The sequence below is a fragment of the Kitasatospora sp. GAS1066B genome, from assembly GCF_041262605.1.
Taxonomy (GTDB): Bacteria; Actinomycetota; Actinomycetes; order Streptomycetales; family Streptomycetaceae; genus Kitasatospora.
On the sequence record NZ_JBGCCO010000009.1, the window covers coordinates 20,735 to 43,514 of the forward strand.

At 73.7% G+C, this 22,780-nt stretch carries 22 protein-coding genes; 13 read left to right on the forward strand and 9 right to left on the reverse strand.

The genetic code is table 11. The features are described 5' to 3' along the window. Positions 1-86 precede the first annotated feature (86 nt). The gene (locus ABH937_RS11960; RefSeq protein ID WP_370218181.1) at positions 87-827 is read right to left on the reverse strand and encodes a bifunctional DNA primase/polymerase; all 741 of its coding nucleotides are present in this window, start codon (positions 825-827) and stop codon (positions 87-89) included. A gap of 450 nt (positions 828-1,277) precedes the next feature. On the opposite strand from ABH937_RS11960, the gene ABH937_RS11965 reads away from it, so the two are divergent. Together ABH937_RS11965 and ABH937_RS11970 are read left to right on the forward strand one after the other, a co-directional pair. Beyond that, entirely contained in the window at positions 1,278-2,654 is a 1,377-nt protein-coding gene (locus tag ABH937_RS11965) for a transcriptional regulator (RefSeq protein ID WP_280689724.1), read from the forward strand. Between the two features lie 290 nt (positions 2,655-2,944). Next, positions 2,945-4,096 carry a hypothetical protein gene (locus tag ABH937_RS11970; protein WP_370218182.1) on the forward strand — a complete coding sequence of 384 codons (1,152 nt, stop codon included), beginning with the start codon at positions 2,945-2,947 and terminating at the stop codon, positions 4,094-4,096. Between the two features lie 12 nt (positions 4,097-4,108). On the opposite strand, the gene ABH937_RS11975 is transcribed toward ABH937_RS11970, so the two are convergent. After that, positions 4,109-4,930 carry a neprosin family prolyl endopeptidase gene (locus ABH937_RS11975; protein WP_370218183.1) on the reverse strand — a complete coding sequence of 274 codons (822 nt, stop codon included), beginning with the start codon at positions 4,928-4,930 and terminating at the stop codon, positions 4,109-4,111. A gap of 140 nt (positions 4,931-5,070) precedes the next feature. Between ABH937_RS11975 and ABH937_RS11980 the strand changes: the two genes are divergently transcribed. Next, a complete protein-coding gene (locus ABH937_RS11980; protein ID WP_370218265.1) occupies positions 5,071-6,417 on the forward strand; it encodes a tetratricopeptide repeat protein in 1,347 nt (448 codons plus the stop codon). A gap of 68 nt (positions 6,418-6,485) precedes the next feature. Here the strand turns inward: ABH937_RS11980 and ABH937_RS11985 are convergent, their stop codons facing one another. Continuing rightward, a complete protein-coding gene (locus ABH937_RS11985) occupies positions 6,486-7,799 on the reverse strand; it encodes an ABC transporter substrate-binding protein (RefSeq protein WP_280689721.1) in 1,314 nt (437 codons plus the stop codon). A gap of 157 nt (positions 7,800-7,956) precedes the next feature. On the opposite strand from ABH937_RS11985, the gene ABH937_RS11990 reads away from it, so the two are divergent. Next, positions 7,957-8,475: a hypothetical protein gene (locus ABH937_RS11990; protein ID WP_280689720.1), complete on the forward strand. Its 519-nt coding sequence runs from the start codon at positions 7,957-7,959 to the stop codon at positions 8,473-8,475. 91 nt (positions 8,476-8,566) lie between these two features. Beyond that, the gene (gene purU, locus ABH937_RS11995; protein ID WP_280689719.1) at positions 8,567-9,445 is read left to right on the forward strand and encodes a formyltetrahydrofolate deformylase; all 879 of its coding nucleotides are present in this window, start codon (positions 8,567-8,569) and stop codon (positions 9,443-9,445) included. A 13-nt stretch (positions 9,446-9,458) separates the two neighbouring features. Here purU and ABH937_RS12000 read toward each other — a convergent pair whose 3' ends face one another. Together ABH937_RS12000 and ABH937_RS12005 are read right to left on the reverse strand one after the other, a co-directional pair. Further along, positions 9,459-10,628 carry a maleylpyruvate isomerase N-terminal domain-containing protein gene (locus ABH937_RS12000; protein ID WP_370218184.1) on the reverse strand — a complete coding sequence of 390 codons (1,170 nt, stop codon included), beginning with the start codon at positions 10,626-10,628 and terminating at the stop codon, positions 9,459-9,461. Positions 10,629-10,696: 68 nt separating this feature from the next. Next, the gene (locus ABH937_RS12005; protein WP_370218185.1) at positions 10,697-11,194 is read right to left on the reverse strand and encodes a sigma-70 family RNA polymerase sigma factor; all 498 of its coding nucleotides are present in this window, start codon (positions 11,192-11,194) and stop codon (positions 10,697-10,699) included. 222 nt (positions 11,195-11,416) lie between these two features. On the opposite strand from ABH937_RS12005, the gene ABH937_RS12010 reads away from it, so the two are divergent. Beyond that, positions 11,417-11,866 (forward strand): ATP-binding protein, encoded by a 450-nt coding sequence (locus tag ABH937_RS12010; protein ID WP_280689716.1) that lies wholly within the window; start codon positions 11,417-11,419, stop codon positions 11,864-11,866. A gap of 339 nt (positions 11,867-12,205) precedes the next feature. Here ABH937_RS12010 and ABH937_RS12015 read toward each other — a convergent pair whose 3' ends face one another. Continuing rightward, positions 12,206-13,186, reverse strand: coding sequence for a GlxA family transcriptional regulator (locus tag ABH937_RS12015; RefSeq protein WP_280689715.1), 981 nt, complete (start codon positions 13,184-13,186; stop codon positions 12,206-12,208). Between the two features lie 103 nt (positions 13,187-13,289). On the opposite strand from ABH937_RS12015, the gene ABH937_RS12020 reads away from it, so the two are divergent. The 4 genes from ABH937_RS12020 (at position 13,290) to ABH937_RS12035 (ending at position 16,743) form a co-directional block, all read left to right on the forward strand. Continuing rightward, positions 13,290-14,660 carry an MFS transporter gene (locus ABH937_RS12020; RefSeq protein ID WP_370145494.1) on the forward strand — a complete coding sequence of 457 codons (1,371 nt, stop codon included), beginning with the start codon at positions 13,290-13,292 and terminating at the stop codon, positions 14,658-14,660. Between the two features lie 11 nt (positions 14,661-14,671). After that, positions 14,672-15,211, forward strand: coding sequence for a GNAT family N-acetyltransferase (locus ABH937_RS12025; RefSeq protein ID WP_370218187.1), 540 nt, complete (start codon positions 14,672-14,674; stop codon positions 15,209-15,211). A 93-nt stretch (positions 15,212-15,304) separates the two neighbouring features. Continuing rightward, a complete protein-coding gene (locus tag ABH937_RS12030; protein ID WP_280689713.1) occupies positions 15,305-15,709 on the forward strand; it encodes a DUF4229 domain-containing protein in 405 nt (134 codons plus the stop codon). A gap of 5 nt (positions 15,710-15,714) precedes the next feature. Beyond that, complete coding sequence (locus tag ABH937_RS12035) at positions 15,715-16,743, forward strand: LacI family DNA-binding transcriptional regulator (protein WP_280689712.1); 1,029 nt, start codon at positions 15,715-15,717, stop codon at positions 16,741-16,743. Position 16,744: 1 nt separating this feature from the next. On the opposite strand, the gene ABH937_RS12040 is transcribed toward ABH937_RS12035, so the two are convergent. After that, entirely contained in the window at positions 16,745-17,587 is an 843-nt protein-coding gene (locus ABH937_RS12040; protein ID WP_370218188.1) for an alpha/beta fold hydrolase, read from the reverse strand. 173 nt (positions 17,588-17,760) lie between these two features. Between ABH937_RS12040 and ABH937_RS12045 the strand changes: the two genes are divergently transcribed. Both ABH937_RS12045 and ABH937_RS12050 read left to right on the forward strand, forming a co-directional pair. Further along, on the forward strand, positions 17,761-17,964 hold the full coding sequence (locus tag ABH937_RS12045; protein WP_370218266.1) for a hypothetical protein: 204 nt from the start codon (positions 17,761-17,763) through the stop codon (positions 17,962-17,964). Beyond that, positions 17,946-18,359, forward strand: coding sequence for a PIN domain-containing protein (locus ABH937_RS12050; RefSeq protein ID WP_280689709.1), 414 nt, complete (start codon positions 17,946-17,948; stop codon positions 18,357-18,359). The genes ABH937_RS12045 and ABH937_RS12050 overlap by 19 nt, the downstream gene beginning before the upstream one ends. 111 nt (positions 18,360-18,470) lie before the next feature. Here ABH937_RS12050 and ABH937_RS12055 read toward each other — a convergent pair whose 3' ends face one another. After that, on the reverse strand, positions 18,471-19,688 hold the full coding sequence (locus ABH937_RS12055; RefSeq protein ID WP_370218190.1) for an MFS transporter: 1,218 nt from the start codon (positions 19,686-19,688) through the stop codon (positions 18,471-18,473). Between the two features lie 440 nt (positions 19,689-20,128). Between ABH937_RS12055 and ABH937_RS12060 the strand changes: the two genes are divergently transcribed. Next, positions 20,129-21,475 (forward strand): dicarboxylate/amino acid:cation symporter, encoded by a 1,347-nt coding sequence (locus ABH937_RS12060; RefSeq protein WP_370218191.1) that lies wholly within the window; start codon positions 20,129-20,131, stop codon positions 21,473-21,475. A 219-nt stretch (positions 21,476-21,694) separates the two neighbouring features. Here ABH937_RS12060 and ABH937_RS12065 read toward each other — a convergent pair whose 3' ends face one another. Next, positions 21,695-22,642, reverse strand: coding sequence for a GlxA family transcriptional regulator (locus ABH937_RS12065; RefSeq protein ID WP_370218192.1), 948 nt, complete (start codon positions 22,640-22,642; stop codon positions 21,695-21,697). Positions 22,643-22,780: the final 138 nt, after the last annotated feature.

The following is a 22,780-nucleotide window of genomic DNA, read 5'->3' on the forward strand; positions in this document are numbered from 1 at the left end:
AGCGGCTTGGCCCGTTGATCACCGGGTAGGCGGCATGCCGGAGAGCGGGCCCGATGTCCGGACCCGCCCTGGTGGTTGACGTCGCGTCAGCGCGACCGCACCGGCGCCGCCTGAGGTCGCGCCTTGGGCGGCGGGACCACCCGGGCGGCCGGCGCGTCCCGGCCGCAGGCGTAGGCCAGCGGGTTGATCAGCTCGCCGGCGTCCGGCAGCCAGCGGTTGAGCGCGGACGGCGGCCTGGCCCACTGCGCGAAGCTGTACGGCCCGATCCGGGAGGGCGGCGCGACGATCCAGTCGCCCTCGCCGTGGACCGCCAGATCCAGCCGCCCCGGCCCCCAGCCGAGTTTGCGGAGCATCTCCGGCAGCTTGGCCACCGCCCCGGGCAGCACCAGGAAGAGCAGCCGGCGTCCGCGCTGCCCGGCCACGGCCGGCACCGAGACGACCGGGCCGAGCTGCAGCTGCAACCGCTCCATCCGGGCCAGCGCCAGGCAGCCGGCCACCTCGGGGACGTCCAGCGCGTCGAAGGAGCGCCCGGTCGGCAGCAGGATCGAGGACTGCGGCTGCTCCGTCCACCAGCGGCGCACCACGCCGGGGCCCGCGCTGGCCCGCCGCTGCCAGTCCTGGGTGGTGGGATGCGCCCCCGGCAGCGGGCAGTTCGGCAGGCCGCACGAGCAGCGGGCCGGCCCGTCCTCCTCGATCAGGCGGGTGCCGGGCACGATCTCCCAGTGCCGCTCCTCCGCGTACCTGACCGCCTCGATCAAGAGCGGGGAGATCGGCTTTCCGTCACTGCCCTGTTCAGGGGCTCCTGGGGTCTCTTCCACATGCAGCACAACTGCCCCGTGTGGAGCGGGTTACGGGGTGGCGCGGGGTCGGTCGTCGGGAGCGGGCAATGTCACCCGAACCGGTGAGAGGCGGCGCGGGGCCGGCTGCCGCCGCGGTGGGCGGCGTATGCGTCTGGTGAGGTGGCGCGCCCTGGCGCGGAACCTGGCGCTCCGCAGGCGTTGGGGCGGCGTTGCCATGGCGTTCGCCCCCCGTCGACCGGGTGGGCGCAACGGGGGCGCACAGGAGCATTTAGCAGGGCGCGCACGCTGATCCGGTCGTCCGCATGGGTATCCCGATGGTGTCGTTGATCGCTAACCTGGCCTCAAGTTCCTTCACTGGCCGGGTAGTCGGCTGCGCCATCGGACACCCCTCGGGGAGCCCGTCCGGCACGTCGGCACCAGAGCAGCAGAGTCGACGCCCGCCGGCCAGAACCCGGGGGCGCTGGGGAGGCGAAGCCCATGGCCGCGAGACAACTCGTCGCACGACAGCCCAACGAGCGTCTGCAGTCGCTGATCCAGGAGGCGAGCTGCTCCAACGCGGGTCTCGCCCGCCGGGTCAACCTCTGCGGTGCCGAACACGGGCTCGATCTGCGGTATGACAAGACCTCGGTCGCCCGCTGGCTGCGCGGCCAGCAACCGCGCGGCCAGGCACCGGCGGTGATCGCCGAGGCGCTGGGCCGCAAGCTCGGCCGCGGGGTGACCGTGGACGAGATCGGCATGGCCGACGGCAAGAACCTCACCTCGGGGGTCGGCCTGCAGTTCGCCGCCACCCTGAGCGGTGCCCTGGAGCAGGTCTGCGAGCTCTGGCGCAGCGACGTCAGCCGCCGCGACTTCCTCAACGGCGCCTCGGTGGCGGCCTCCGCGCTGGTCGAGCCCAGCCGGGACTGGCTGATCACCCCGCCGGACCCGGTGGTCGCCCGCACCGGCGGCCCGCGGGTGGGCCCGGCGGACGTCTCGGCGATCCGGGCCACCACCGAGATGCTGGTCGATCTGGACCACCGGTTCGGCAGCGGGCACGTCCGCCCGGTGGTGGTCCACTACCTGAACAGCGTGGTCTCCGGGCTGCTCAGCGGCGGCTACCGGGAGGAGACCGGGCGTCAGTTGTTCGCCGCGGTGGCCCGGTTGACGGAGCTGGCCGGCTACATGGCGGTGGACACCGGGCAGCCCGGGCTGGCCCAGCGGTACTACATCCAGGCGCTGCGCCTGGCCCAGGCCGCCGACGACCGCGGCTACGGCGGCTACGTGCTGGCGGCTTCGATGAGCCACCTGGCGGCCACCCTGGGCAACCCCCGGGAGATCGCCCAACTCGCCCGGGCCGCACAGGAGGGCGCCCGCGCGGTGGCCACCCCGACCGCGATGGCGATGTTCTACGCGGCCGAGGCGCGCGGGCACGCGCTGCTGGGTGACGTCCGCTCCTGCGAGTTGGTGGCGGCCAAGGCGGTCGCGGCGATGGAGCGGCGCAATCCCGAGGACGACCCGGACTGGATCGCGCACTTCGACGAGGCCTACCTGGCCGACGAGTTGGCGCACTGCTACCGGGACCTGGAGCTGTCCAAGCAGGCCGAGCGGCAGGCCAGGATCGCCCTCGACCTGCACCCGGTCACCCGGGTGCGGCGCCGTGCGGTGGACCTGGTGCTGCTGGCCACCGCGCAGTTGCAGCAGCGCGACATCGAACGGGCCTGCGAGACCGGGGCCCAGGCGATGCGGCTGCTGAACGGGCTGCGCTCCAACCGGGGCGTGGAGTACCTGGACGACTTCCGGCGGCGGCTGGAGCCGTACCGGGACCACCGGGTGGTGCGCGAGTTCCAGCAGCGGGCCGAAGTGGAGGCGGCGTGAGTGAATTTTGACGGCTCCGCACCGGATGGGAGGCGAATGCGGCAGGAGTCGCGAAGGTAACGCCCGCCCGCGTGGTCACCCGTAGCGGTGAACCGGTAGCGTGGGCGGGACGTTCCGATGGAACTCCAGTAGAAGTGTGGTCCGCCGTCAGCCGAGCGCGCGGCAGAACCGAGGAAGGCCCGGGTGCTCACACCGGACAGACAGTGCGGGCGGTTCGCCATCAGACGGACCGCCCGGCCGCCGCTGACCGTACCGGTGCGCTCATGGCCGTGCACAGGTGAGGATTCGCGTTGAGCCAGCGCCGCTCGTACCCCAACTCCGGTGACTTCAATCTGGACGATCTGTTCCGCCCGGAGCCGGCCGCCCCCACACAGGCGCAGCAGCCGCCGGTGCCGCCGCAGCAGCAGCAACCGCAGCCGCCGCAGCAGGCCGGGCCGCAGTCCCGCCCCGGCGAGCCCGAGTACCTCGCGCCCGGGGCGCCCTGGGGCGAGCAGCCGACCGGGTACGGCGCCCAGCCGGCGCCCGAGCCGGCCGGTGAGACGCAGTACCTGCCGCCGTACCCGACCAGCGAGCCGGCCGCGGGGCAGAGCTTCGGTGGCCAGCAGTCGTTCGGCGGGCAGCAGCAGTCGTTCGGTGGCCAGCAGGGCTACGGCGACCAGCAGAGCTTCGGTGGGCAGCAGAACTTCACCACCTCTGCGCAGAACCCGCAGTATCCGCACACCCCGGCCTACCCGGCCCCCAACGAGCAGACCACCCGGCTCGGCCGGGCCGGCGGCGGTCCGGCCGAGCCGGGCGGCCGGTTCTCCCGCAAGGCCGTGGTCGGCGGCGTGGTGGCCGCCTGCGTGGTCGGCGGCATCCTGGTCGGCGTGCTGGCCAGCGGTGGCGGTTCCGACACGACCAAGCCGAAGGCCAAGCACACGGCGGCCAAGGGCACCGAGAGCCCGACCGGCACCCCGAGCGGCGCCACGAACGGCAACAGCGCGCTGAGCCCGCAGGCGCAGGCCCAGGCCCAGGCGCTGTCCAGCCTGCTCGGCACGGCCAACGCCAGCCGGCAGGCGGTGATCGGCGCGGTCGGCGCGGTCAAGAAGTGCGACAACCCGGCCGCCGCCCAGACCGCGCTGACCCAGGCCTCGACCCAGCGCAAGCAGCTGATGACCAGCCTGGCCGCCCTCAAGGTGGACAAGCTGCCCACCGGCCAGCAGCTGGTCGACCAGCTCAACCAGGCCTGGCAGGCCTCGGCCAACGCGGACGACGCGTACGCGGCCTGGGCGGGCGACTTCGCCCAGAGCTGCGACCCGACCAAGGTCGGCCAGGACCCCAACCTGCAGAGCGGTGACCAGGCCAGCGGCGCCGCCACCACCGCCAAGGGGCAGGCCTCCGGCACCTGGAACGCCATCGCCCAGCAGGCCGGGCTGTCCTCGCTCAGCCCGGCGCAGCTGTAGCGCTCGTAGCCGTCAGCAGGGGCCGGTGCCCGGGCCGCCGAGGTGGAACGAGGTCGGCGTGACCTGGCCCGCCGCGTACAGGGCCGGGCTGGTCGCGGTGACCGTGAGCTTGGCGCGGTCGGTGGCGCCGAGCAGGTGGAAGTCGGAGATCCAGCCCGAGCCGTGCGAGGCGGGGAAGCGGCCGTCGCCCATCTGCTCGCAGGTGCTGCCACTGGCGTGCGCCACCTCGCCGAACGCGGTGACCATCTGCGCCCGGGTGTAGGTCCCGTTCCAGAGCGAGCCGGGGAAGTAGCCGACCGCCTTCTCGTTGTAGAAGACCCACCAGTCGCCGCCCACGTTCTGGATGCTGAACCGGGCGGGTGTGCCCGGCCGCAGCGCCATGCCCGCCTTGGCGGTCCGGGAGACCTGGACGAAGCCGCAGCCGTTGTAGCAGCTGGTCGCGCCGTCCACCCAGTGGTAGACGAACAGGTGCGGCAGCACGTCGCCGTTCAGCCCGAAGTCCACGGTCCAGCCGATCTCCACGGTGGACTTCTGGTCGCCGGACTGCAGCGCCAGTTCCTGCAGCGAGTGCGAGTCGGTGTCCCCGGGCTTGATCGCGGGCGCGGCCTGGAGCATCCGCACGGTCGCCCCGGCGGTGTCGGTGACCTGGCGACCGGACACGTAGTCGTAGCAGGCGCCGAACCAGCAGACCGGGCCGCTGCCGCTGACCAGCGGCGGACCGAGCGGGGCGGGGCTGGGGGCGGCGGCGGCCTGGGCCGTGGGGGCGGCGGCCAGCAGGCTGAGGGCGGCGGCGAGCGTGGTGGCACCGCTGATGAGGGCCTGGCGTATGCGCATGGGGGTTCCGTTCCGGTCGGGCGAGTGGGGGAGCGCGCTGTTAAGCCTTGATGTAAGTGTGTTTACACATCCACTTACATTGGCGGTTAAGCTAGTGCCGCCAGACCCGCCCCGCAATACCCTGTGCGAGCGTGACGACCATGAACGACGAGCCGACCGACCGCGCCGGCATCGGCCCCCGGGTGCTGCGGCTGCGCACCGAGCGGGGCCTGACCCAGCGCGCCCTGGCGGAGCCCGACTACACCGCCGCGTACATCTCCACCCTGGAGGCGGGCAAGGTCCGCCCGTCCGAGACCGCGCTGCGCCACCTCGCGGACCGGCTCGGGGTCAGCGTCGAGCAGCTCGTCACCGGGCGCCCGCCGCACCTGGCCGCCGAGCTCGGCCTGCGCCTGGCCGAGGCACGCCAACTGCTCTGCGCCGGCGAGCCGGCCGAGGCCGCCGTCCGCTTCGCCGCGCTGGCCGCCGAGGCCGAGCGGCACGGCCTGGCCGAGCAGCACGCGGCGGCGCTGCTCGGCCGCGGCGACTGCGCCCTGGACACCGGCGAACTCGACCAGGCCATCGAGCACTTCCAGGCGGTCGAGGAGCTGCTCCGGGACGCCCCGCTGCCGCAGCGGGTGCCGGCCCTGCGCGGCCGGGCGGTGGCCCACCTGCTCGCGGGCGACCTGCGGTACTCGTGCTACCTGCTGGAGAGCGCGATCGACCAGCTCAACACCGGCGGCCTGGCCGACCCGCAGGCGCTGCTGCTGCTCTACTCCGCGGTGATCGCCCCGTACATGGACCTGGGCGCCCACCGCCGGGCCGCGCAGGCCGCCGAACTCGCCCTGGCGCTGGCCCCGCGCGTCGACGACCCGGCGCTGGTGGCCCGGCTGCACCGGGGCGTGGCCCGCACCCTGCTCGCCGAGGGCCGGGCGGCCGAGGCCGAGGCCTCGCTGGCCAAGGCCCAGGAGCTCTACCAGCAGCTGCGGATCCGCACCGAACTCGCGCACTGCCACTGGATGCGCGGCTACCTGCGGGCCCAGGACGGCGAGTTGGCCGCCGCCGAGCGCGAACTGCGCACCGCCCGCGAGCTGCTGGTACAGGGGCGGACCACCCTCTACCTCCAGCAGATCGACGTCGAACTGGCCGACGTGCTGCGCCGCGCAGGGCGGCCGGACGAGGCGGTGGCGCTGCTGGCCGACCTGCTCGACTCGCTGCACCCGGGGCGCGGCGCGGTGCACGGCGGCGCCGCGCACCGCCTGCTGGGCCGGCTCGCCGAGGAGCGCGGCGAGCCGGGTGCGGCGGAGGCGCACTACCGGGCGGCGCTGGAACTGCTGCAGGGCGCGGGCGCGACGGCCGACCTGGCCGACCTGTGCCGCCTGCTGGGCGACCTGCTACGCCGCACCGGGCGTCTGGAGGCCGCGCTGGACGTCTACCGCAGCGGCCTGGGCCACCAGGCCGCGCCGGGCACCACCACGCTCGGCCCGGCCCCGGCGGCCCCGCCACTCTGACCGGCCGGGCCGCCAGGGCGTCAGGGTGTCAGGCCGTCAGGCCGTCAGGGTGCGAGGCCGGGGTCAGGTCAGGACGGCAGCGGTGTGGGCGTCCCGGGGCCGGCCGGCGGCTTGCCGCCGGTCAGCACCCAGCGCACGTCCACGAAGCCCGGCTGCGGCTCGGCCAGCCGTCCGTTCTTCACCTGCTGGAAGGTGACCGAGGTGTTCACCAGCCGCGGTGTGTCGGCGCTGGCGAGCATGCTGGTCAGCCCCCAGCTGAGCGGCGGGGTGGCGCCGCCGGTGTTGATCGGCGTGCCGCCGTCCAGTTCGCCGCGCAGCGCCGTCGCGGTCACCGGCTGGTCGCCCAGCCGCTGCACGGACTGGAGGAAGACCTGGTAGGCGACCCAGGTGGTCTCCACCCCGGGGTCGGAGACGTCGATGCTGGCCAGCCCGGCGGCGGCCCGGCCGTTCACCACCGCGCGCAGCGGGTCCCAGACCTTGGACACCTCCGGCGGGTACCAGCCGGTCGCGTAGGCGTCGGCCAGCGGGCCGCTGTCGCCGCCGGTGGAGTCCACCACGGACTGCTGGAAGCTGCCGATCACCGAGGCGAGCCGGGTGTTCTGGCGCGGCTGGCGGCGCAGCGCGTCCAGCAGGTTGACGGTGGGGACCGGGCTGAGCGCGGCGGTGACGCAGTTGCCGGGCCGGTCGGCGCCGATCGCCTGCTGGGCCTGGGCGGTGAAGTCGGAGGAGGTCTCCCTGGCCGGGACGTCGGTCAGCTTGACGTTGTCCGGGGCCAGCGCGGCGGCCAGCGCGCCGACCAGGGTGTCGCCGACCGGGGTGTCGGGCCGGATCAGGGCCACCGTCCGGCAGCCGGCCGCGACCAACTGCCGCCCGCTGCCGGCGATCAGCGCGGGGGTGCCGCCGGCCACGGGGTAGGAGATCGGGCTGGTGAACTCGGGGCTGGAGAGGCCGTAGCCGCCGATGTACGGGATGCCCTTGGCCGACAGCTGCGGCATGAAGGCTTCGCCGTACTGGCTGTAGGAGCCGATCACCGCGACCGCGCCGGCCGCCACGGCCTGGGCGGCGCAGGCGGTGGCACCGTCGGCGGTGTTGTGCTCGTTGCAGGTCAGCACCTTGAGCCGGTGCCCGGCCACCCCGCCCTGGGCGTTGACGGTGTCGCCGATCGCGGTGGCCAGCGTGGTCATCCCGGGCCGGTCGGTCGACCCGGTGTTGGCCGGTGCCCAGGTCATCACGGTCAGTTCGGCCTGGTCGGTGCCGGCGGCGGCCGAACCGCCGCAGCCCGAGGTGGCGAGCAGCGCGGGGAGCAGCGCCGCGGTGGCGGCCAGCCCCACCGCGCGACCGCGCGTGGTCCGGCCGGGCCGCGGCCCAGGTGTTCGAGTCATCGTGGCTCTCCCCTTGCCGTCGACGGGTACGCCAACAGCTTTGATGGGGGTTCACACGGCCAGAGGGCGGAAATCCGTACAGTCGGCAAACGTGAGATGAACACGATTTGTGAACGCGTGTAGATCCCGTTCGGACGGGAACGTACGATCGTTGCCCATGGCGGTCAGCACAGAATCTTCGAACAGCTCTCCACGAAACCCTTCTCGTCCGGGGCGCCGCTCGAGCACCATGGGCGGCATGCCGCTCAACGATCTGCCCTGGTGGCGCTGGCGCGCCCGGTTGCGCTCAGCCCTGCACATGCTCGCCGACCCCACGTTCCAGCAGGACTACTGGGCGGGCGGTCGACCGGGCTACGGAGATGTGACCGACGCCGTCTACCGCCTGGTCGAGGACAGCTGGCTGGACCGCTGGTCGGCCGAGAAGTACGTGGGCACCGTCGTGCGGGACGCCGCCGAGGCGGCCCTGGTGGACGCCGCCGTGCTGCGCGTGCTGCGGATCCTGCACGAGGTCGGGGCGGACGCCCCGGCGGCCGCCTATCTCGGGCATCCTGACTGGCCGGACGCGGTCGCGGCGGCCTGGGCCGCGCACGAACTGCTGGCGCTCAACGACGGCGAGGACCCGCAGCTGCCGCCTCGTTCGCTCGAAGTGCTGAGGATCCTCACCCGGATCGGCTGACCGGCACCCGGCTGTGCCACCCTTGACGGATTCGGACCGCCCCCCGAGTCCCGGGCGGTCTCACAGCCGGGCGACCCCGAAGGACCAAGTGGTGGAGCAGCAGACCGCGACCGAGCCGATCCAGTACGTGCTGACCATCTCCTGCCCGGACCGGCAGGGGATCGTCCACGCGGTCTCCAGCTACCTCTTCATGACCGGCTGCAACATCATCGACAGCCAGCAGTTCGGCGACCGGGACCCCGACAGCGGGCTCTTCTTCATGCGGGTGCACTTCGCGGCCGAGAAGCCGGTGAGCCTGGAGGGCCTGCGGGCCAGCTTCGTGGCGATCGGCGCCTCGTTCGGGATGGAGTGGGAGATCCACCCGGCCGAGGCGAAGATGCGGGTGGTGCTGATGGTCAGCAAGTTCGGGCACTGCCTGAACGACCTGCTGTTCCGCACCTCGATCGGCGCGCTGCCGGTGGAGATCGTCGCGGTGGTCTCCAACCACACCGACTTCGAGGAGCTGACCGCCTCCTACGGCGTCCGCTTCGTGCACCTGCCGGTCACCCGGGAGACCAAGGCGCAGGCCGAGCGGCAACTGCTCGACCTGGTCGAGGCCGAGGGCGTCGAGCTGGTGGTGCTGGCCCGCTACATGCAGGTGCTCTCGGACGACCTGTGCAAGGCGCTCTCCGGCCGCGTGATCAACATCCACCACTCCTTCCTGCCGAGCTTCAAGGGCGCCAAGCCGTACCACCAGGCGCACGTGCGGGGCGTGAAGCTGATCGGTGCGACCGCCCACTACGTGACCGCCGACCTGGACGAGGGGCCGATCATCGAGCAGGAGGTGGCCCGGGTGCGGCACGACGTGACGCCGGACCAACTGGTCGCCATCGGCCGGGACGTGGAGTGCCAGGCGCTGGCCCGCGCGGTGAAGTGGCACAGCGAGCACCGGGTGCTGCTGGACGGGACGCGGACGGTCGTCTTCGCGTAGGCCCTGTCCAGGGTCAGGGGCGCGACAGCAGCGGTACCGCCGCCAGCAGTTCGCGGATCGCCTCCCGGTCGCCGTACTCGCCGACCGGCAGGTGCGCCGGGTCCCGGTGCGCGGCCGCGAGTTGGCAGAATTCCACGCCGTCGATCACCAGTTCGGCGACCGGGTCGCGCATTGCTTCGTCGCGCGTCCCTTCGTCGGCCGTCGCTTCGTCGGCCCGCACGGTGCCGGTCGGCGGCGGGCCGTCCAGCGGGATCAGCCACTCGCCGTTGGCCGGGCCCTCGATCACCAGCCGCAGCGTGCGGGCCGCGCCCGCGCTCGGGGCCGGGCCCGTGTAGGCGTGCCGCCGCCGGCCGGCCAGGGCGCCGGGCAGCATCCGGGCGGCCAGGTCGACCATCTGCCGCAGGTGCGGCGGGGCCGGGACGGCGTACGGGTAGTCGACCGCGCGGGCCACGTCATCGCCGTGGATCCAGGTCTCGAAGGCCCGGTCGATGAAGGCGTCGCGGACCGCGAACCGGGCGAAGCCGTAGTCCACCAGCGCCTCGGCGGCGGCAGGGCCGATCTCGCGCAGCACCGCCTGGGTCTGCGCCCGCCAGAGCGCGCGCACCGCCGCCGGGGTGGCGCCGGCCTGGGCCCGGGTCAGCCGATCGGTGCGGTCCAGCAGTTCGCGGAACGGATCGGCCGGCTCCGCGCGGTCGCCGCCCTGCGCGGGCACCCGCGGCGCACCGTCCGGCACCGGATCGGGCAGGCCGAGCGCCTGGGCGAGCAGCCCGTCCACCGCGGCCAGATGGCAGAGCACCTCGGCCGGGCGGCGTCTGAGCACCCCGCCGTGCCAGGGCAGTTCGGCCACCTCCTGCCACTCGGCCGGGCCCAGGTCGCGCAGCAGCGCGTCCAGCTTGGCGGTCTCCGCCGCGTACGGGGCGGCCCACGGGGCGAGCGGGCGGTCGGCCGCGCGGCGGGTCAGGCAGAAGTCGAGCACCTGCTGGCGCAGCCCGTCCGGCTGGTCCAGCGGGTCGTCGGCGCGCAGCCGGGCGGCGGCCCGGCGCAGCCGTTCGCCCTCCTCGGCGCAGTCCGGGCAGTCGGCCAGGTGCCGCTCCAGCTCGGCACCCTCCTCGGGCAGGCAGGCCTGCAGCGCCCAGGCGCCGAGCAGGCCGCGCAGCACCTCGTGTTCCTGCTCCGTCCGCACGAGCTGAACTCCCGTCATCGCCGCGGCCCCTGCCGCAGCCGCACAGCTGCCGCCATCATGACCCGCCATCATGACCCGGAGTCCAGTGCCGAGGCCAGCAGCTGCAGGCCCAGGCGCAGGCGCTGCTTGGTCGCCTGCTCGCTGATGCCCAGGCGCCGGGCGGTCTCCTGGTAGGTCCGGCCGTCCAGCCAGGTGGTCTCCAGGGTCTCGCGCAGCGGCAGCGGCAACGCGGCCACCACGTACTGCACCTGGGCGTCGGCGGTCCGGTCGTCGATCTCGGCCTCGCCCAGGTCGGCTCGGCGCAGCCGCTCCACGGCGTGCCGACGGGTGAGTTCGCCGACCCAGGAGCGCAGCGAGCGCAGCTCGGGGTCGAAGTCCTCCGGGTGCTCCCAGAGATGGCCGAAGACCTCGCGGGTGAGCTGTGCCGCGGCCGCCTCGTCGCCCAGGATCCGCCAGGACAGGCCGTGCACCAACGGCGCGAGCTGGTCGTAGAGCTCGCCGAGGGCGCTCTCCTCGCCACGGGCCAACCGCGACCGCATCTGCTGGTCCCAGTCCGGTGCGGTCATGACTCCACGGTATAGCGGGCCCGGCGGCTCCGAGGGCCTTTTATCCGAAGAGCTGTGGGGCGTGTTCGAGGGCGGCTGGACATATGTCGCACGGGTGGTTTCGCCGCGTGGCCGCCGCTGGTCACCGGGGCCGGAGCGGTAGGTTCGTCACGCCGGTGCACACACCGACCGACGTCGAGGACAGTCCTACCGGTAGCTCGTCAGGCAGCAGGTGGTGGAGCGGTGCAGGTGCTTCAGGTACAGCTGGCGGTGGCGCCCGACCCCGTCGAGGTCGGCCGGGCCCGCCGATGGGTCCGCGCGCAGGTGCTCGCCTTCGGGGCGGCCCCGGACGCGTCGTTCGCCGAGGCGCTGGTGCTGGTGGTCTCCGAGCTGGTGACCAACGCGGTGGTGCACACCGGGCGGCCCGCCGTGCTGCGGCTCTGCTGGCCGCCGGACACGGCGCCGCTGCGGGTGGAGGTGGCCGACGCCTGCTGCACCGCGCCCGCGCCCCGGCACGCGAGCGCGGCGGCCACCAACGGGCGGGGCCTGGAGCTGGTCGAGCTGCTCTGCGCGCGCTGGGGCTGGTATCCGCAGGGCTCGGGCAAGTTGGTCTGGTGCGAGATCGACCGGGACGGGGCGGGCTGCGGAGAGTCGGTCCAGTCGGGGCACGCCTCCGGGGCGTTGACGGCCTGACGCCGGCGGCCTGACGTCGGGGACCTGACGGCCTGACGGCCGGATTGTGCCGTTGCCCCGGCCGAAACGGAGCGCAACCATTCCGAATTTCGGACAAGCCATTGACGTGTCGTATCCAGCTGATCACTCTTGGGTCAGCTCTCCGTCGCGAGGGGACGCCAAGGACCAGGTGGCTTGGGGGATCGGGCTTTCGGGCCGGGTCGGTCGCCGCAGCCTTGGCGAGTGCGGAGCGCCGCGTGCGGGTCAGGGCCCGTACCGGTGGCCGCCCGGGTCAGGAACGCCCGGCGCGGCCGCCGTGCTTTGCGGCGAACCCTCCACCGAGCTTCGTGCCGGCGCCGCTCAGCCGGCCGGTGTGCGGAAGGTCCGCCGGTAGGCGCTCGGCGCCAGGTCCAGCCGCTCGCGCAGCTGCAGTCGCAACGAGGCCGCCGTGCCGAAGCCGGACCGCCGGGCCACCTGGTCGATGCTCAGTTCGGTGCGCTCCAGCAACTCGCGGGCCAGCGCGGTGCGCTGCACGGTCAGCCACTGTCCCGGGCTGCTCCCGGTCTCCTCGCGGAACCGCCGGGTGAAGGTGCGCACGCTCATCCGGGCCCGCTCGGCGAGTTGACGCAACGTCAGCGGTTCGTCCAGGTGCCGCAGCGCCCAGTCGCGCACCGCCGCCGTGCTGTCGCCGGTGTTGCCGCTCGGGGTGGGCAGGTCGACGTACTGCCGCTGCCCGCCGTCGCGCCACGGCGGTACCAGGCAGGTGCGGGCCACCTGGTTGGCCACCGCGCTGCCGTGGTCGCGGCGCACCATGTGCAGGCAGAGGTCCACCCCGGCGGCCACCCCGCCGGAGGTGAGCACATCGCCGTCGTCCACGTAGAGCACGTCGGGGTCCAGCCGCACCCGTGGGAAGAGCTGGGCGAAGCGCTCGGTGTAGCGCCAGTGGGTGGTGGCCGGGCGCCCGTCCAGCAGCCCGGCGGCGGCCAGCACGAAGGCGCCGGTGCAGATCGAGGCGATCCTGGCGCCGGGGCGGATCCGGGCCAGCGCGGCGGCCAGCGGCTCGTCCAACCCGCCGCACAGGAAGCTCGGTCCGAGGTCGCGGGCGGCCGGGATCAGTACCGTGTCGGCCTGCTCCAGGAGTTCGGGACCGTGGTCGACGCTGATCGTGAAGTCGCTGCTGGTGGCCACCGGGCGGCCGTCCACCGTGCAGGTGGCGACCTGGTAGAGCGGGCTGCCGTCCGCGGCTGTCGCGGACTCGAAGATGCGGGAGGGTATGCCGAGTTCGAAGGCGATCACGCGGTCCAGGGCCAGGACCGCCACGCGGTGTGGTGCCGTCGTCATGCGCCCCATTCTGGCTGCACCACCCGGCCGATGGCCCGATTTTGACGGAAGCTGGCAGTCGGGCCACTCGTCGTGCCGCCGGGCGCTCGCGAGACTCGGTCGGGTGACCACCGAGCTGACCCCTTCCGCCGCCGACCGCCCCGACCGCCTGGACCAGCCCGACGGCCCCGGCCGGCGCCCGACCGGCCGCCGTCCCGCCGCCGGCCTGCACTACGCCTGGATCGTGGCCGCCGTCTCGCTGCTGGTGCTGGTCGGCTCGGCCGGCTTCCGCTCCGCGCCCGGCCTGATGATGGACGCCTGGAACAGCCAGTTCGGCTGGTCGCACGCCACCATCGGGATCGCCGTCTCGGTCAACCTCACCCTCTACGGCCTGACCGCCCCGTTCGCCGCCGCGCTGATGGACCGCTTCGGGGTGCGCCTGGTGGCGGTCTGCGCGCTGCTCACCATCTCGGTCGGCTCCGGGCTGACCGTGCTGATGACCCAGGCCTGGCAGTTGGTCCTCTGCTGGGGGTTCCTGGTGGGCCTGGGCAGCGGCAGCATGGCCGGCGCCTTCGCCACCACGATCAGCGGGCGCTGGTTCCACGCCCGGCAGGGCCTGGTGCTCGGCGTGCTGACGGCGGGCGGGGCGACCGGCAACCTGATCTTCCTGCCGGTGCTCTCCTGGCTGGTGCAGCACGAGGGTTGGAAGATGGCCGTCATGGTGGTCTCGCTCTGCGCCACCGCCGTCGCCGTCCCGGTGCTGCTGCTGATGCGCGAGCGGCCCGCCGACCTGGGATTGCTGCCGTACGGCGCGCGGCCCGGCGAGGTGGTGCCGGCCGCGGCCGGTGGGCGGGCCCTGTCGCGCACCCTGCGGGTGCTGCGGCACTGCCTGAAGGTGCGTCAGTTCTGGCTGCTGGCAGGCTCGTTCGCGATCTGCGGGGCCACCACGGTGGGCCTGGTCGGCACTCACTTCATCCCCGCCGCGCACGACCACGGGATGCCGGAGACCACGGCGGCGAGCCTGCTCGCGCTGATCGGCGTCTTCGACGTGTTCGGCACCGTGGCCAGCGGCTGGCTGACCGACCGGGTCGACTCGCGCCGCCTGCTGGTCGTCTACTACGCGCTGCGCGGCCTGTCGCTGGTGCTGCTGCCGCAGCTCTTCGCGGGGTCGGTGAAGCCGCCGTTCCTGGCGTTCGTGGTCTTCTACGGCCTGGACTGGGTGGCCACCGTGCCGCCCACCGTCGCGCTCTGCCGGCGGCACTTCGGCGAGGACGCGCCGATCGTCTTCGGCTGGGTGCTGGCGTGCCACCAGATCGGCGGTTCGATCGCCGCCACGGCGGCCGGGGTGCTGCGCGACCGGTACGGCAACTACGACCTGGCCTGGTACGGCGCGGGCGGGCTGTGCGCGCTGGCGGTGCTGCTCTGCCTGGCGCTGCGCGGCCGACCGGGGCGGGCCGGGGCAGGGGTCGGGCCGGCTGTCGCACCCGCCCAGTAGCATCGATGAGCATGACCTTGCACTTCGCCCTCGACCCCGAACTGACGCCCGAGCTGCGCGCGGAGATCGTCACGCTCTGGACCGACGCCACCAACGCGGGCGGTGCGGTGGGCTTCGTCCCGCCGGCGACCGAGGACCGGGTCTGGCCGACGGCGCGCAAGCAGTTCGCCGGCATCGGCAAGGAGGGCGACCCGGGCGCCGACCGGCTGCTGATAGCCAGGTCCGGGGACGTGCTCGCCGGGGTGCTCTTCTTCGAGTCGATGCGCTTCGACCTGATGGACCACTGGCGGTTGCTGAAGCGGGTCATGGTGGCGCCCTCGCTGCAGGGGCGCGGCTACGGCGTCGAGTTGATGGCCGAGGCGGAGCGGATCGGCCGCGACTGGGGCCTGGCCGGGCTGCGGCTCACGGCGCGCGGCGGGATGGGCCTGGAGAAGTTCTACGGGCGCTGCGGGTACACCGAGGTCGGCCGGGTGCCGGGCGCGATCCGGGTGGCGCCGGGGGACGAGCGGGACGACATCACCTTCTGGCGCGATCTGCGTCCGCAGGCGTAGCGCCGGACGGCCGGGCGCCGGGCGCCCGGTTCGGCATGCTTCACTGGGAGACTGCCCCACCCGCCGTACCGCCCGTCCCGGAGGAATCCACCCGTGAGCAGCAGCAAGTCGCACGCCACGCTTCGATACACGTCCCTGCGGGCCAGCATCTTCCTCGCCTGCCTGCTGGTCACCACGCTGCTGGGCCATTTCCAGATCATCCCGGTGGTGGGCGCCACCGGCCTCGTCTTCCTGGTGCTGCTGGCCGGCCTGATCTCGGCGCCGATCAGCTACGTGGTGCTGAGCAAGCAGCGCGACGAGATGTCCGAGCAGGTCGTGAACAAGGTCAACACCATCCGCTCGCGCACCGGCCAGCGGATCGCCGCGCAGAACGCCGAGGAGGACGCGGCCGTCGACGCCGCGCGCGCCGCGTCGACGGGCGCCGCGGCCGGCGCTGGTGCCGCTGCCGAGGCCAGTGCCGAGGCCGGCGCCGAGGCCGGCGCGTCCCAGCAGTCCTGACCGCCGTGCCGACGCCCGCCGAGTCCGGGCACCCCGGGCCCGGTACCCCGACCCGGCGCCCCACCGGCCGCGACGTGGCCCAGCTGGCCGGCGTCTCGCAGGCGACCGTCTCGCTGGTCTTCTCCGGCGCCGAGGCCGGCCACCGGGTCTCCGCCGCCACCCGCCAGCGGGTGCTGGACGCGGCCCGCGGGCTCGGCTACCGCCCGCAGGCGGCCGGCCGCCAGCTGCGGCTGGGCCGCAGCGGCCTGGTGCTGCTCGCCGTCCCCAACCTGCAAGGCCCGTTCTTCGGCCGGGTGCTGGCCGGCGTGCACGAGGAGGCCGCCCGGCACGGTCTCGACGTCGTGGTCAGCTCCGGCTGGAGCGCCACCACCCTCGCCGAGGCCGCCACCACCAGCCGTTTCGACGGGCTGCTGATCTGCTCCCCGGACGACAGCCAGCTCGGCGAGCTGCCCGCGGGCACCCCGGCGGTCTTCCTGGACGCCGACCCGGCCGCGGCCGGCGGCGCCCCCACCGTCGAGTTGGACCTCGCGGGCGGCATGGCGGCCGCCGTCGGCCACCTGCTCGCCCTCGGCCACCGCCGCCTGGGCCGGCTCCGCTCCACCCACAGCGCGCACACCTTCCGGGTCCGCCAGGCCGCCTTCGAGGCCGCCGCCCAGGGCCTGGCCGTGCTGGAGCTCGGCGTGCCGCTCAACCGCGGCGAATCCGCCGCCCGGGCCGCCGCCACCGAGCTGCTCAGCCGCCCCGACCGCCCGCACGCCGTGCTCTGCGACGACGACGTGGTCGCCTCCGGCGTCTACCAGGCCGCCGCCGACCTGGGCCTGCGGATCCCGCACGACCTCTCGGTGGTCGGCATCGACAACGTCTCCGTCGCCGCCCTGCTCACCCCGCCGCTGACCACCGTCGACCTGCCCGGCGAACACCTGGGCGAGGTCGGCGTCGCGGCGCTGGTGGCCCGGCTGGACGGCCGCGCGGCGCAGCCGGTGGCGCCGCTGGCGACCTCACTGATCGTCAGGTCCTCGACGGCGCCGGCCTGAGCTACCGCCCCAGGAACGTCGCGACCGCCGTCGTGAGCCACCCGGCGTCGTCCAGCCACGGGAAGTGCCCCGCACCCGGCTGCACGGCGAGCCGGGCGTTCGGGAACAGGGCGGCGAACTCTCTCGCGTGGGCCGGCGTGGTGCTCCAGTCCAGCTCGCCGGCCACCAGCAGCACCGGCGCCGGGAGGACGGCGAGCGCGGCGCGGGTGGCGTCCGGGTCGAACGCGCCGTCCGCCAGGAAGCGGTCGGCGGCGTCGTCGTTCTGCTGCTCCTCCCCGGACGCGTCGAATGCCTGCACCGCCGCGTCCCAACGGCCGTAGTGGAACGGGGCGATGGCCAGCCAACTGGCGTCCGTGTCCGCCCCGGCCTCGATCGCCTCGAAGCCGGCGTAGGCCGCCGCGAACCACGGCTCGTCCTTGCGCAGCAACGCCGCCGTGCGCCTGGTCTCGCCGGTCACCGGGATGCCGACGGCCCGGGTGCTCGGGGTGATCAGCGCGAGCCGGCCGATCCGCCCCGGGTGCCGCTCGGCGTACCGCACCGCGAGGTTGGCGCCGGCGGAGTGGCCGAGCAGGTCGATCCGCTCCAGGCCCAGGTGCTCGCGCAGCGCCTCGACGTCGCCGACCAGGCGGTCGCAGCGGTACGACTCCGCGTCCTCGGGCACCGCGGAGTCGCCGGTGCCCCGCAGGTGCAGCACGATCAGCTGCCGGTGCGCGGCGAGGCCGCCGAGGTCGCCCAGGTATCCGGGGTCCCGCATCGGACCGCCGGGCAGGCAGACCAGCGGGGCTCCCTCGCCATGGAGGTGGTAGGCGAGGACGGTGCCGTCGGGCGCGCTGAAGGTGGGCATGGCGGGGAGCTTGGCAGGGCGCGAGGTCGCGGGCAACGGGTTTGTGGCGTGGGAGCCCAGTGGGCTTCCTACTCGTTTGATAATCTGGCCCCATGACCGAGACTCCCTACAGCATCGGCGAGGGTCCCGCGACGCGGGTGAGCCTCTCGCTGCCCTAGGGCACCGCCGAGGCGATCCGAACCCGGGTCGGGAAGCGTGAGTTCTCCGCCTTCATCGCCTCGGCGGTGGAGCGGGAGCTGCGCGGGCAGCTCCTGGACGAGTACCTCGCCGACTACGAGCGCCGCAAGGGCCCGGTCTCCCCGCCGGAACAGGCGCGCGCCCAGCAGGTGTTCGACGAGGTCTTCGCCGAGGAGGGCGGATGGCCCGCCGCAAGCTGAGCCAGCAGGGCACGTTGGTGCTCGACTCCGAGGGGCTGTCGAAGCTGGTCCACGACCACGAGCCGACCGTCGCGCTGGTCGCCGAAGCCCGCAAACGCGGTATGGAGGTGGTGATCAGCGCACTGACCATCATCGAGGCCGTCCACGGGCGCACGGACCAGGCCCGGCTCCGCCGGCTGCTGTCCGGGGTGCGGATCGTCCATGTCGGCGACGAAGAGGCTCGGGCCGCCTCCGCACTGCTGATCGCTGCCGGCCTGCACGGGCACAAGTACGCGATCGACGCGGTGGTAGCCGAGTTGGCGCTGCGGCAGCAGCGGCCGGTGGTCATGCTGACCTCTGACCTGGACGACAAGGTCAAGCTCTGTGGCGAGCAGGTCCGACTGGTGGCGGTGTAGTGATCGCCGGCCGCGTTGCGATGGTCCCAGGACTCCCCACCAGGATCCTGAGTGACCGTCAGCGTGCGTGCGTGCCTGCGTGCCTGCGTGCCTGCGTACGGGCCGCAGCCGTCAGCCGGCCAGCGCCGGCCGCGCTCCCGTCGCTGCCACCGCCGGAGCCACCGGCCGCAGTTGCCGCCGGGCGACGAAGAGCAGTACCCCGCCGAGGCTGATCCCGCCGACCGCGCACCAGGCCACCGCCGCGAGCGAGCCGGACACCAGCGAGCCGGAGACCGCGTAGCCGAGCGCGTTGCCGGTGGCGAAGAGGGTGATCAGCCAGGCGAAGGCCTCGGTGACCGTCCCGGTCGGGGCCAGCTCGGCGACCAGCACGAAGGCCGCCGCGAGCAGCGGGGCCAGGCCGAGGCCGGAGACGAAGGCGAGCGCCGCCATCGGTCCGGGGCCGGGCAGCAGGAGCAGCGGCAGGTAGCAGGCGCCCATCGCCAGGGCCAGCGCCCAGGTCCGGGTCGCGGTGTCGCTGCGCCAGCGCATGGCGCCGTAGCCGAGCGCGCCGAGCAGCCCGGCCAGGGCCGCCAGGGCGAGCAGCAGCCCGGCGCCGCCCGGCAGTTGGTGCGGGTGGCGCTCGGCGTAGGCGATGAAGAGGACGTTCTGCGCGCCGACCGTCCACCCCGCGCCGGCCAGGCCGATCAACAGCAGGACCAGGCCGGGGGAGCGCAGCGGGCCGAGCAGTCCGGCGCCGTGCTCGCGGGGCGGCGCCTGCCAGCGGCGGGCCGGTCCGGCGGTGGCGACCACCAGGGCGCCGGCCAGGCCGAGGCCGGCGGCGGCCCACAGCGCGGCGACCGGGCTGGCGACCGCGGCGATGCCGGCCACCGCCAATGGGCCTGCCACGTAGAGGATCTGCTGGGAGGCGGAGTCGAAGGCGTAGGCGGTGTCGAGCTGCTCCTCGGCGACCACCTCGGGCCAGAGTGCGCGCAGGCAGGGTTCGAGCGGCGGCATGCACAGGCCGGCCAGCGCGGCGCCGCCGATCGCGGCCGCCGGGTTGCCGGGGGCGAGCGCCAGTAGCGCGTAGCCGAGCCCGGCGACCACGGCGGAGCTGAGCAGCACCTTGGGCTGCCCGGTGCGGTCGACGAGCCGCCCGAGCACCGGGCCGCCGATCGCCGCCGAGATCGCGTAGGCGGCCGTGGCCAGCCCGATCCTGCTGTACGGCGCGCCCGCCTCGCGCAGCGCGAGCGCGACGACGAGCGCGGTCATGCCGGCCGGGAGGCGGCCGAGCAGGGTGCCGAGCAGCAGTCGGGTCACGTCCGGGGCACGGAGCAGGGCGAGGTAGCCCACGGGGGTCTCCCGGGCGTTGGTGGTGGCGGATGGCTCCTCAAGTTATTCGTATAACCATGGGCCGTCAATCTGACTGCCCGTTGATCGGACCGGCGCTTGGTGTGGCGGCCTCGCACATGCCGCCCTGCTCGCATATCAAAGAAGTACTTTGAACATCTCAAATATTTACTGTTAGTGTGTCGCCCATGACCATCCCAGGCGCACTCCGGCAGCAGGACATGAGCGACGCGCTCATGCCGTGCGCGCTGCCGCTGTCGCCGTGCCTGCCGGGTGCAGGCCGCTCGTGTCGCTTTCCGAGCTGTAGCTAGGCGGCGTACCCCTCGCTACGAACCGTCCGGCTGATCGGCTGCCCGGCTGATCCGGCCCGGACACCTCCCGTGCGCCGCCCGCCCCTGCCGTTGCCCGCGCTTTCCCCCGTCCTGCCCCGGAGCCGCACCCCCATGTCCACTGCCACCCCCGCCCCCGCGCCGTCGGGCCTGGCCCGCCTGCGCCGCACCCCGTTCTGGGTGCAGATCGTCGCCGGCCTGGTGCTCGGCGTCGTGTTGGGCTTCGTCGCCCGCCAGAACGACGTCTCCTGGCTGACCACCACGCTGGACACGGTCGGCAAGACCTTCGTCCAGCTGCTCAAGCTGGCCGTCCCGCCGCTGGTCTTCACCGCGATCGTGGTCTCGATCGCCAACCTGCGCAACGTCACCAACGCCGCCCGGCTGGCCGTGCGGACCCTGCTCTGGTTCGGCATCACCAGCCTCATCGCGGTCTCCATCGGGCTGGCGATCGGCCTGGCCACCGACCCGGGCCACGGCACCCACTTCGCCACCAGCGGCCTCAAGGCCCCGGCCGACGCCGGCTCCTGGGTCGACTTCCTGACCGGCATCATCCCGACCAACATCGCCGACGCGTTCCTCAAGGTGAACGTGCTGCAGATCGTCTTCCTCGCGGTCGTGGCCGGCGCCGCGATCCTGAAGGCCGGCGAAAAGGCCGCGCCGGTACTGAAGTTGAGCGAGTCACTGCTGGAGCTCGTGCAGACCGCGCTCTGGTGGGTGATCCGGCTCGCCCCGCTCGGCACACTCGGCCTGATCGGCAAGTCCGTCGCCGAGTACGGCTGGGACCTGCTGCGCCCGCTCGCCACGTTCACGCTCGACATCTACGTCGGCTGCGCGCTGGTGCTTCTCGTCGTCTACTCGTTGCTGCTGCGCTTCGTCGGTGGCCTCAACCCGCTGCGCTTCTTCCAGGGCGCCTGGCCGGCCATCCAGTTGGCCTTCGTCTCCCGCTCCTCGGTCGGCACCCTGCCGGTCACCCGCCGGGTCACCGAACGCCTGGGCGTCCCGAGCGAGTACGCCTCGTTCGCCGTCCCGTTCGGCGCGACCACGAAGATGGACGGCTGCGCCGCGATCTACCCGTCGATCGCCGCGATCTTCGTCGCGCAGGTCTACGGCATCCACCTGGGCGTCGGCGACTACCTGCTGATCGCGTTCGTCTCGGTGATCGGCTCCGCTGCGACGGCCGGCCTCACGGGCGCGATCGTGATGCTGACGCTGACCCTCTCCACGCTCGGTCTGCCGCTGGAGGGCGTGGGCCTGCTGCTGGCGATCGACCCGATCCTGGACATGATGAGGACGGCGACGAACGTGGCGGGGCAGGTCGTGGTGCCGTTGCTGGTGTCGGCCCGGGAGGGAATCCTCGATCGCGGCGCCTACAACGACCCGACCGGTGACCTGTACGAGGGGCGGAGTTCGGCTGTCGAGAGCGGGGTCACTGGTCCGGACAGGCTCCCTGCTGCTGCGTGACCATGCGCCCGGCCCCCTTCCCGTCTTCCTCCGGAAGGGGGCCGGCTCATGCTCCGGCCCTGGCTCCAGCAATCTCTGACAGGTAATCAGATCTTGGCGATTCTGGGCGGTGCGCGGGGCCGGCGGGAAGGCCGCCTCGACGGCGAACAGGGAGTTCGCCGTCTTCGACTGGGCGTCAGGCAATTTGCGGGTCCCCGACCTCCTCATGACCCGACTGAATCACCGGGTGCTGCGGAACCGGGCCACGTACGTCGACGGTGGAACGCCGAGGTGCCGAAGGAAGACCCGGCGCAGCGTCTCGTCGCTTCCCAGGCCCGAACGGCGGGCCGCGCCGGTCACCGACTCCCCAGCTTCCAGCAGGCCACGCGCCACCTCCAGTCGCACCTGTTCGACGTACGCCGACGGCGTGGTGTCGAGCTGCGCCCGGAACAGCCGGCTCAGCTGACGGGAGCTCAGGCCGACCCGCCCGCTGAGCGCCACCGCCGAATGGTCAGTCGCCGGGTCGGCCGCGACCGCGTCGAGTGCGGCACGCAGGGCGTCGTGGCGTGGGCGCGGCATCCGCGCTGGCACCGAGAACTGCGACTGCCCGCCGGCCCGCTGCATGAAAACCACCAGGTCGCGAGCCACCTCGCGGGCGGCCTGCGGGCCGAGGTCGTCCTCGACCAGCGCGAGGGCGAGGTCGATGCCGGCGCTGACACCGGCCGAGGTCAGCAGGTGGCCGTCGCGGACGTAGATCGAGTCCGGCTCGACCGTGACGCGCGGGTAGCGGCGGCTCAATGCCACCGCGTGCCGCCAGTGCGTCGTGGCCCGGCGGCCGTCCAGCAGTCCGGCCTCGGCGAGCACGAACGCGCCTGTGCACACGGACGTGACGCGGCTCGCCGAGGCGGCCAGCAGGGCGGCGGCGGCGACCAGGCCGTCGGGCACGGGCCCGTCGGGGAGGGTCAGCGAGCCGGGCACGACGACGGTGTCCGCGTGGACGGCGAAGGCGTCGGCGCCCACGGGCAGCACGGTCCCGGTCGAGGCGGTGACGGTCGCGCCGCCGGGGGAGCAGAGCACGACCTCATACGCCCCTGCGGTGCTGAAGACCTCCAGCGGTGCCGCGACGTCCAACAACCGGACGCCGTCGTACGCGAGCACGGCGATTCGGCGGCTGCGCGGGAATGACATCCATCGAGCATACGGCGCCTCGACGGCCGGATCTGTGGGTGAGGTGTCCGACCAGACATGGCCGTGAGCTGCCCGGTCGGGCCAGAGTGAAGGGGAGGCCACCGGCCGCGCCGAACGCCCCGGCCCGGCCTCCCGGGC

Coding starts and splice junctions, on each gene's coding strand:
- ABH937_RS11965 (WP_280689724.1), top strand. CDS start 1,278: ATGGCCGCGAGACAACTCGTCGCACGACAGCCCAACGAGCGTCTGCAG.
- ABH937_RS11975 (WP_370218183.1), bottom strand. CDS start 4,930: ATGCGCATACGCCAGGCCCTCATCAGCGGTGCCACCACGCTCGCCGCC.
- ABH937_RS11980 (WP_370218265.1), top strand. CDS start 5,071: ATGAACGACGAGCCGACCGACCGCGCCGGCATCGGCCCCCGGGTGCTG.
- ABH937_RS11985 (WP_280689721.1), bottom strand. CDS start 7,799: ATGACTCGAACACCTGGGCCGCGGCCCGGCCGGACCACGCGCGGTCGC.
- ABH937_RS11990 (WP_280689720.1), top strand. CDS start 7,957: ATGGCGGTCAGCACAGAATCTTCGAACAGCTCTCCACGAAACCCTTCT.
- ABH937_RS12005 (WP_370218185.1), bottom strand. CDS start 11,194: ATGACCGCACCGGACTGGGACCAGCAGATGCGGTCGCGGTTGGCCCGT.
- ABH937_RS12015 (WP_280689715.1), bottom strand. CDS start 13,186: ATGACGACGGCACCACACCGCGTGGCGGTCCTGGCCCTGGACCGCGTG.
- ABH937_RS12025 (WP_370218187.1), top strand. CDS start 14,672: ATGACCTTGCACTTCGCCCTCGACCCCGAACTGACGCCCGAGCTGCGC.
- ABH937_RS12040 (WP_370218188.1), bottom strand. CDS start 17,587: ATGCCCACCTTCAGCGCGCCCGACGGCACCGTCCTCGCCTACCACCTC.
- ABH937_RS12050 (WP_280689709.1), top strand. CDS start 17,946: ATGGCCCGCCGCAAGCTGAGCCAGCAGGGCACGTTGGTGCTCGACTCC.
- ABH937_RS12060 (WP_370218191.1), top strand. CDS start 20,129: ATGTCCACTGCCACCCCCGCCCCCGCGCCGTCGGGCCTGGCCCGCCTG.
- ABH937_RS12065 (WP_370218192.1), bottom strand. CDS start 22,642: ATGTCATTCCCGCGCAGCCGCCGAATCGCCGTGCTCGCGTACGACGGC.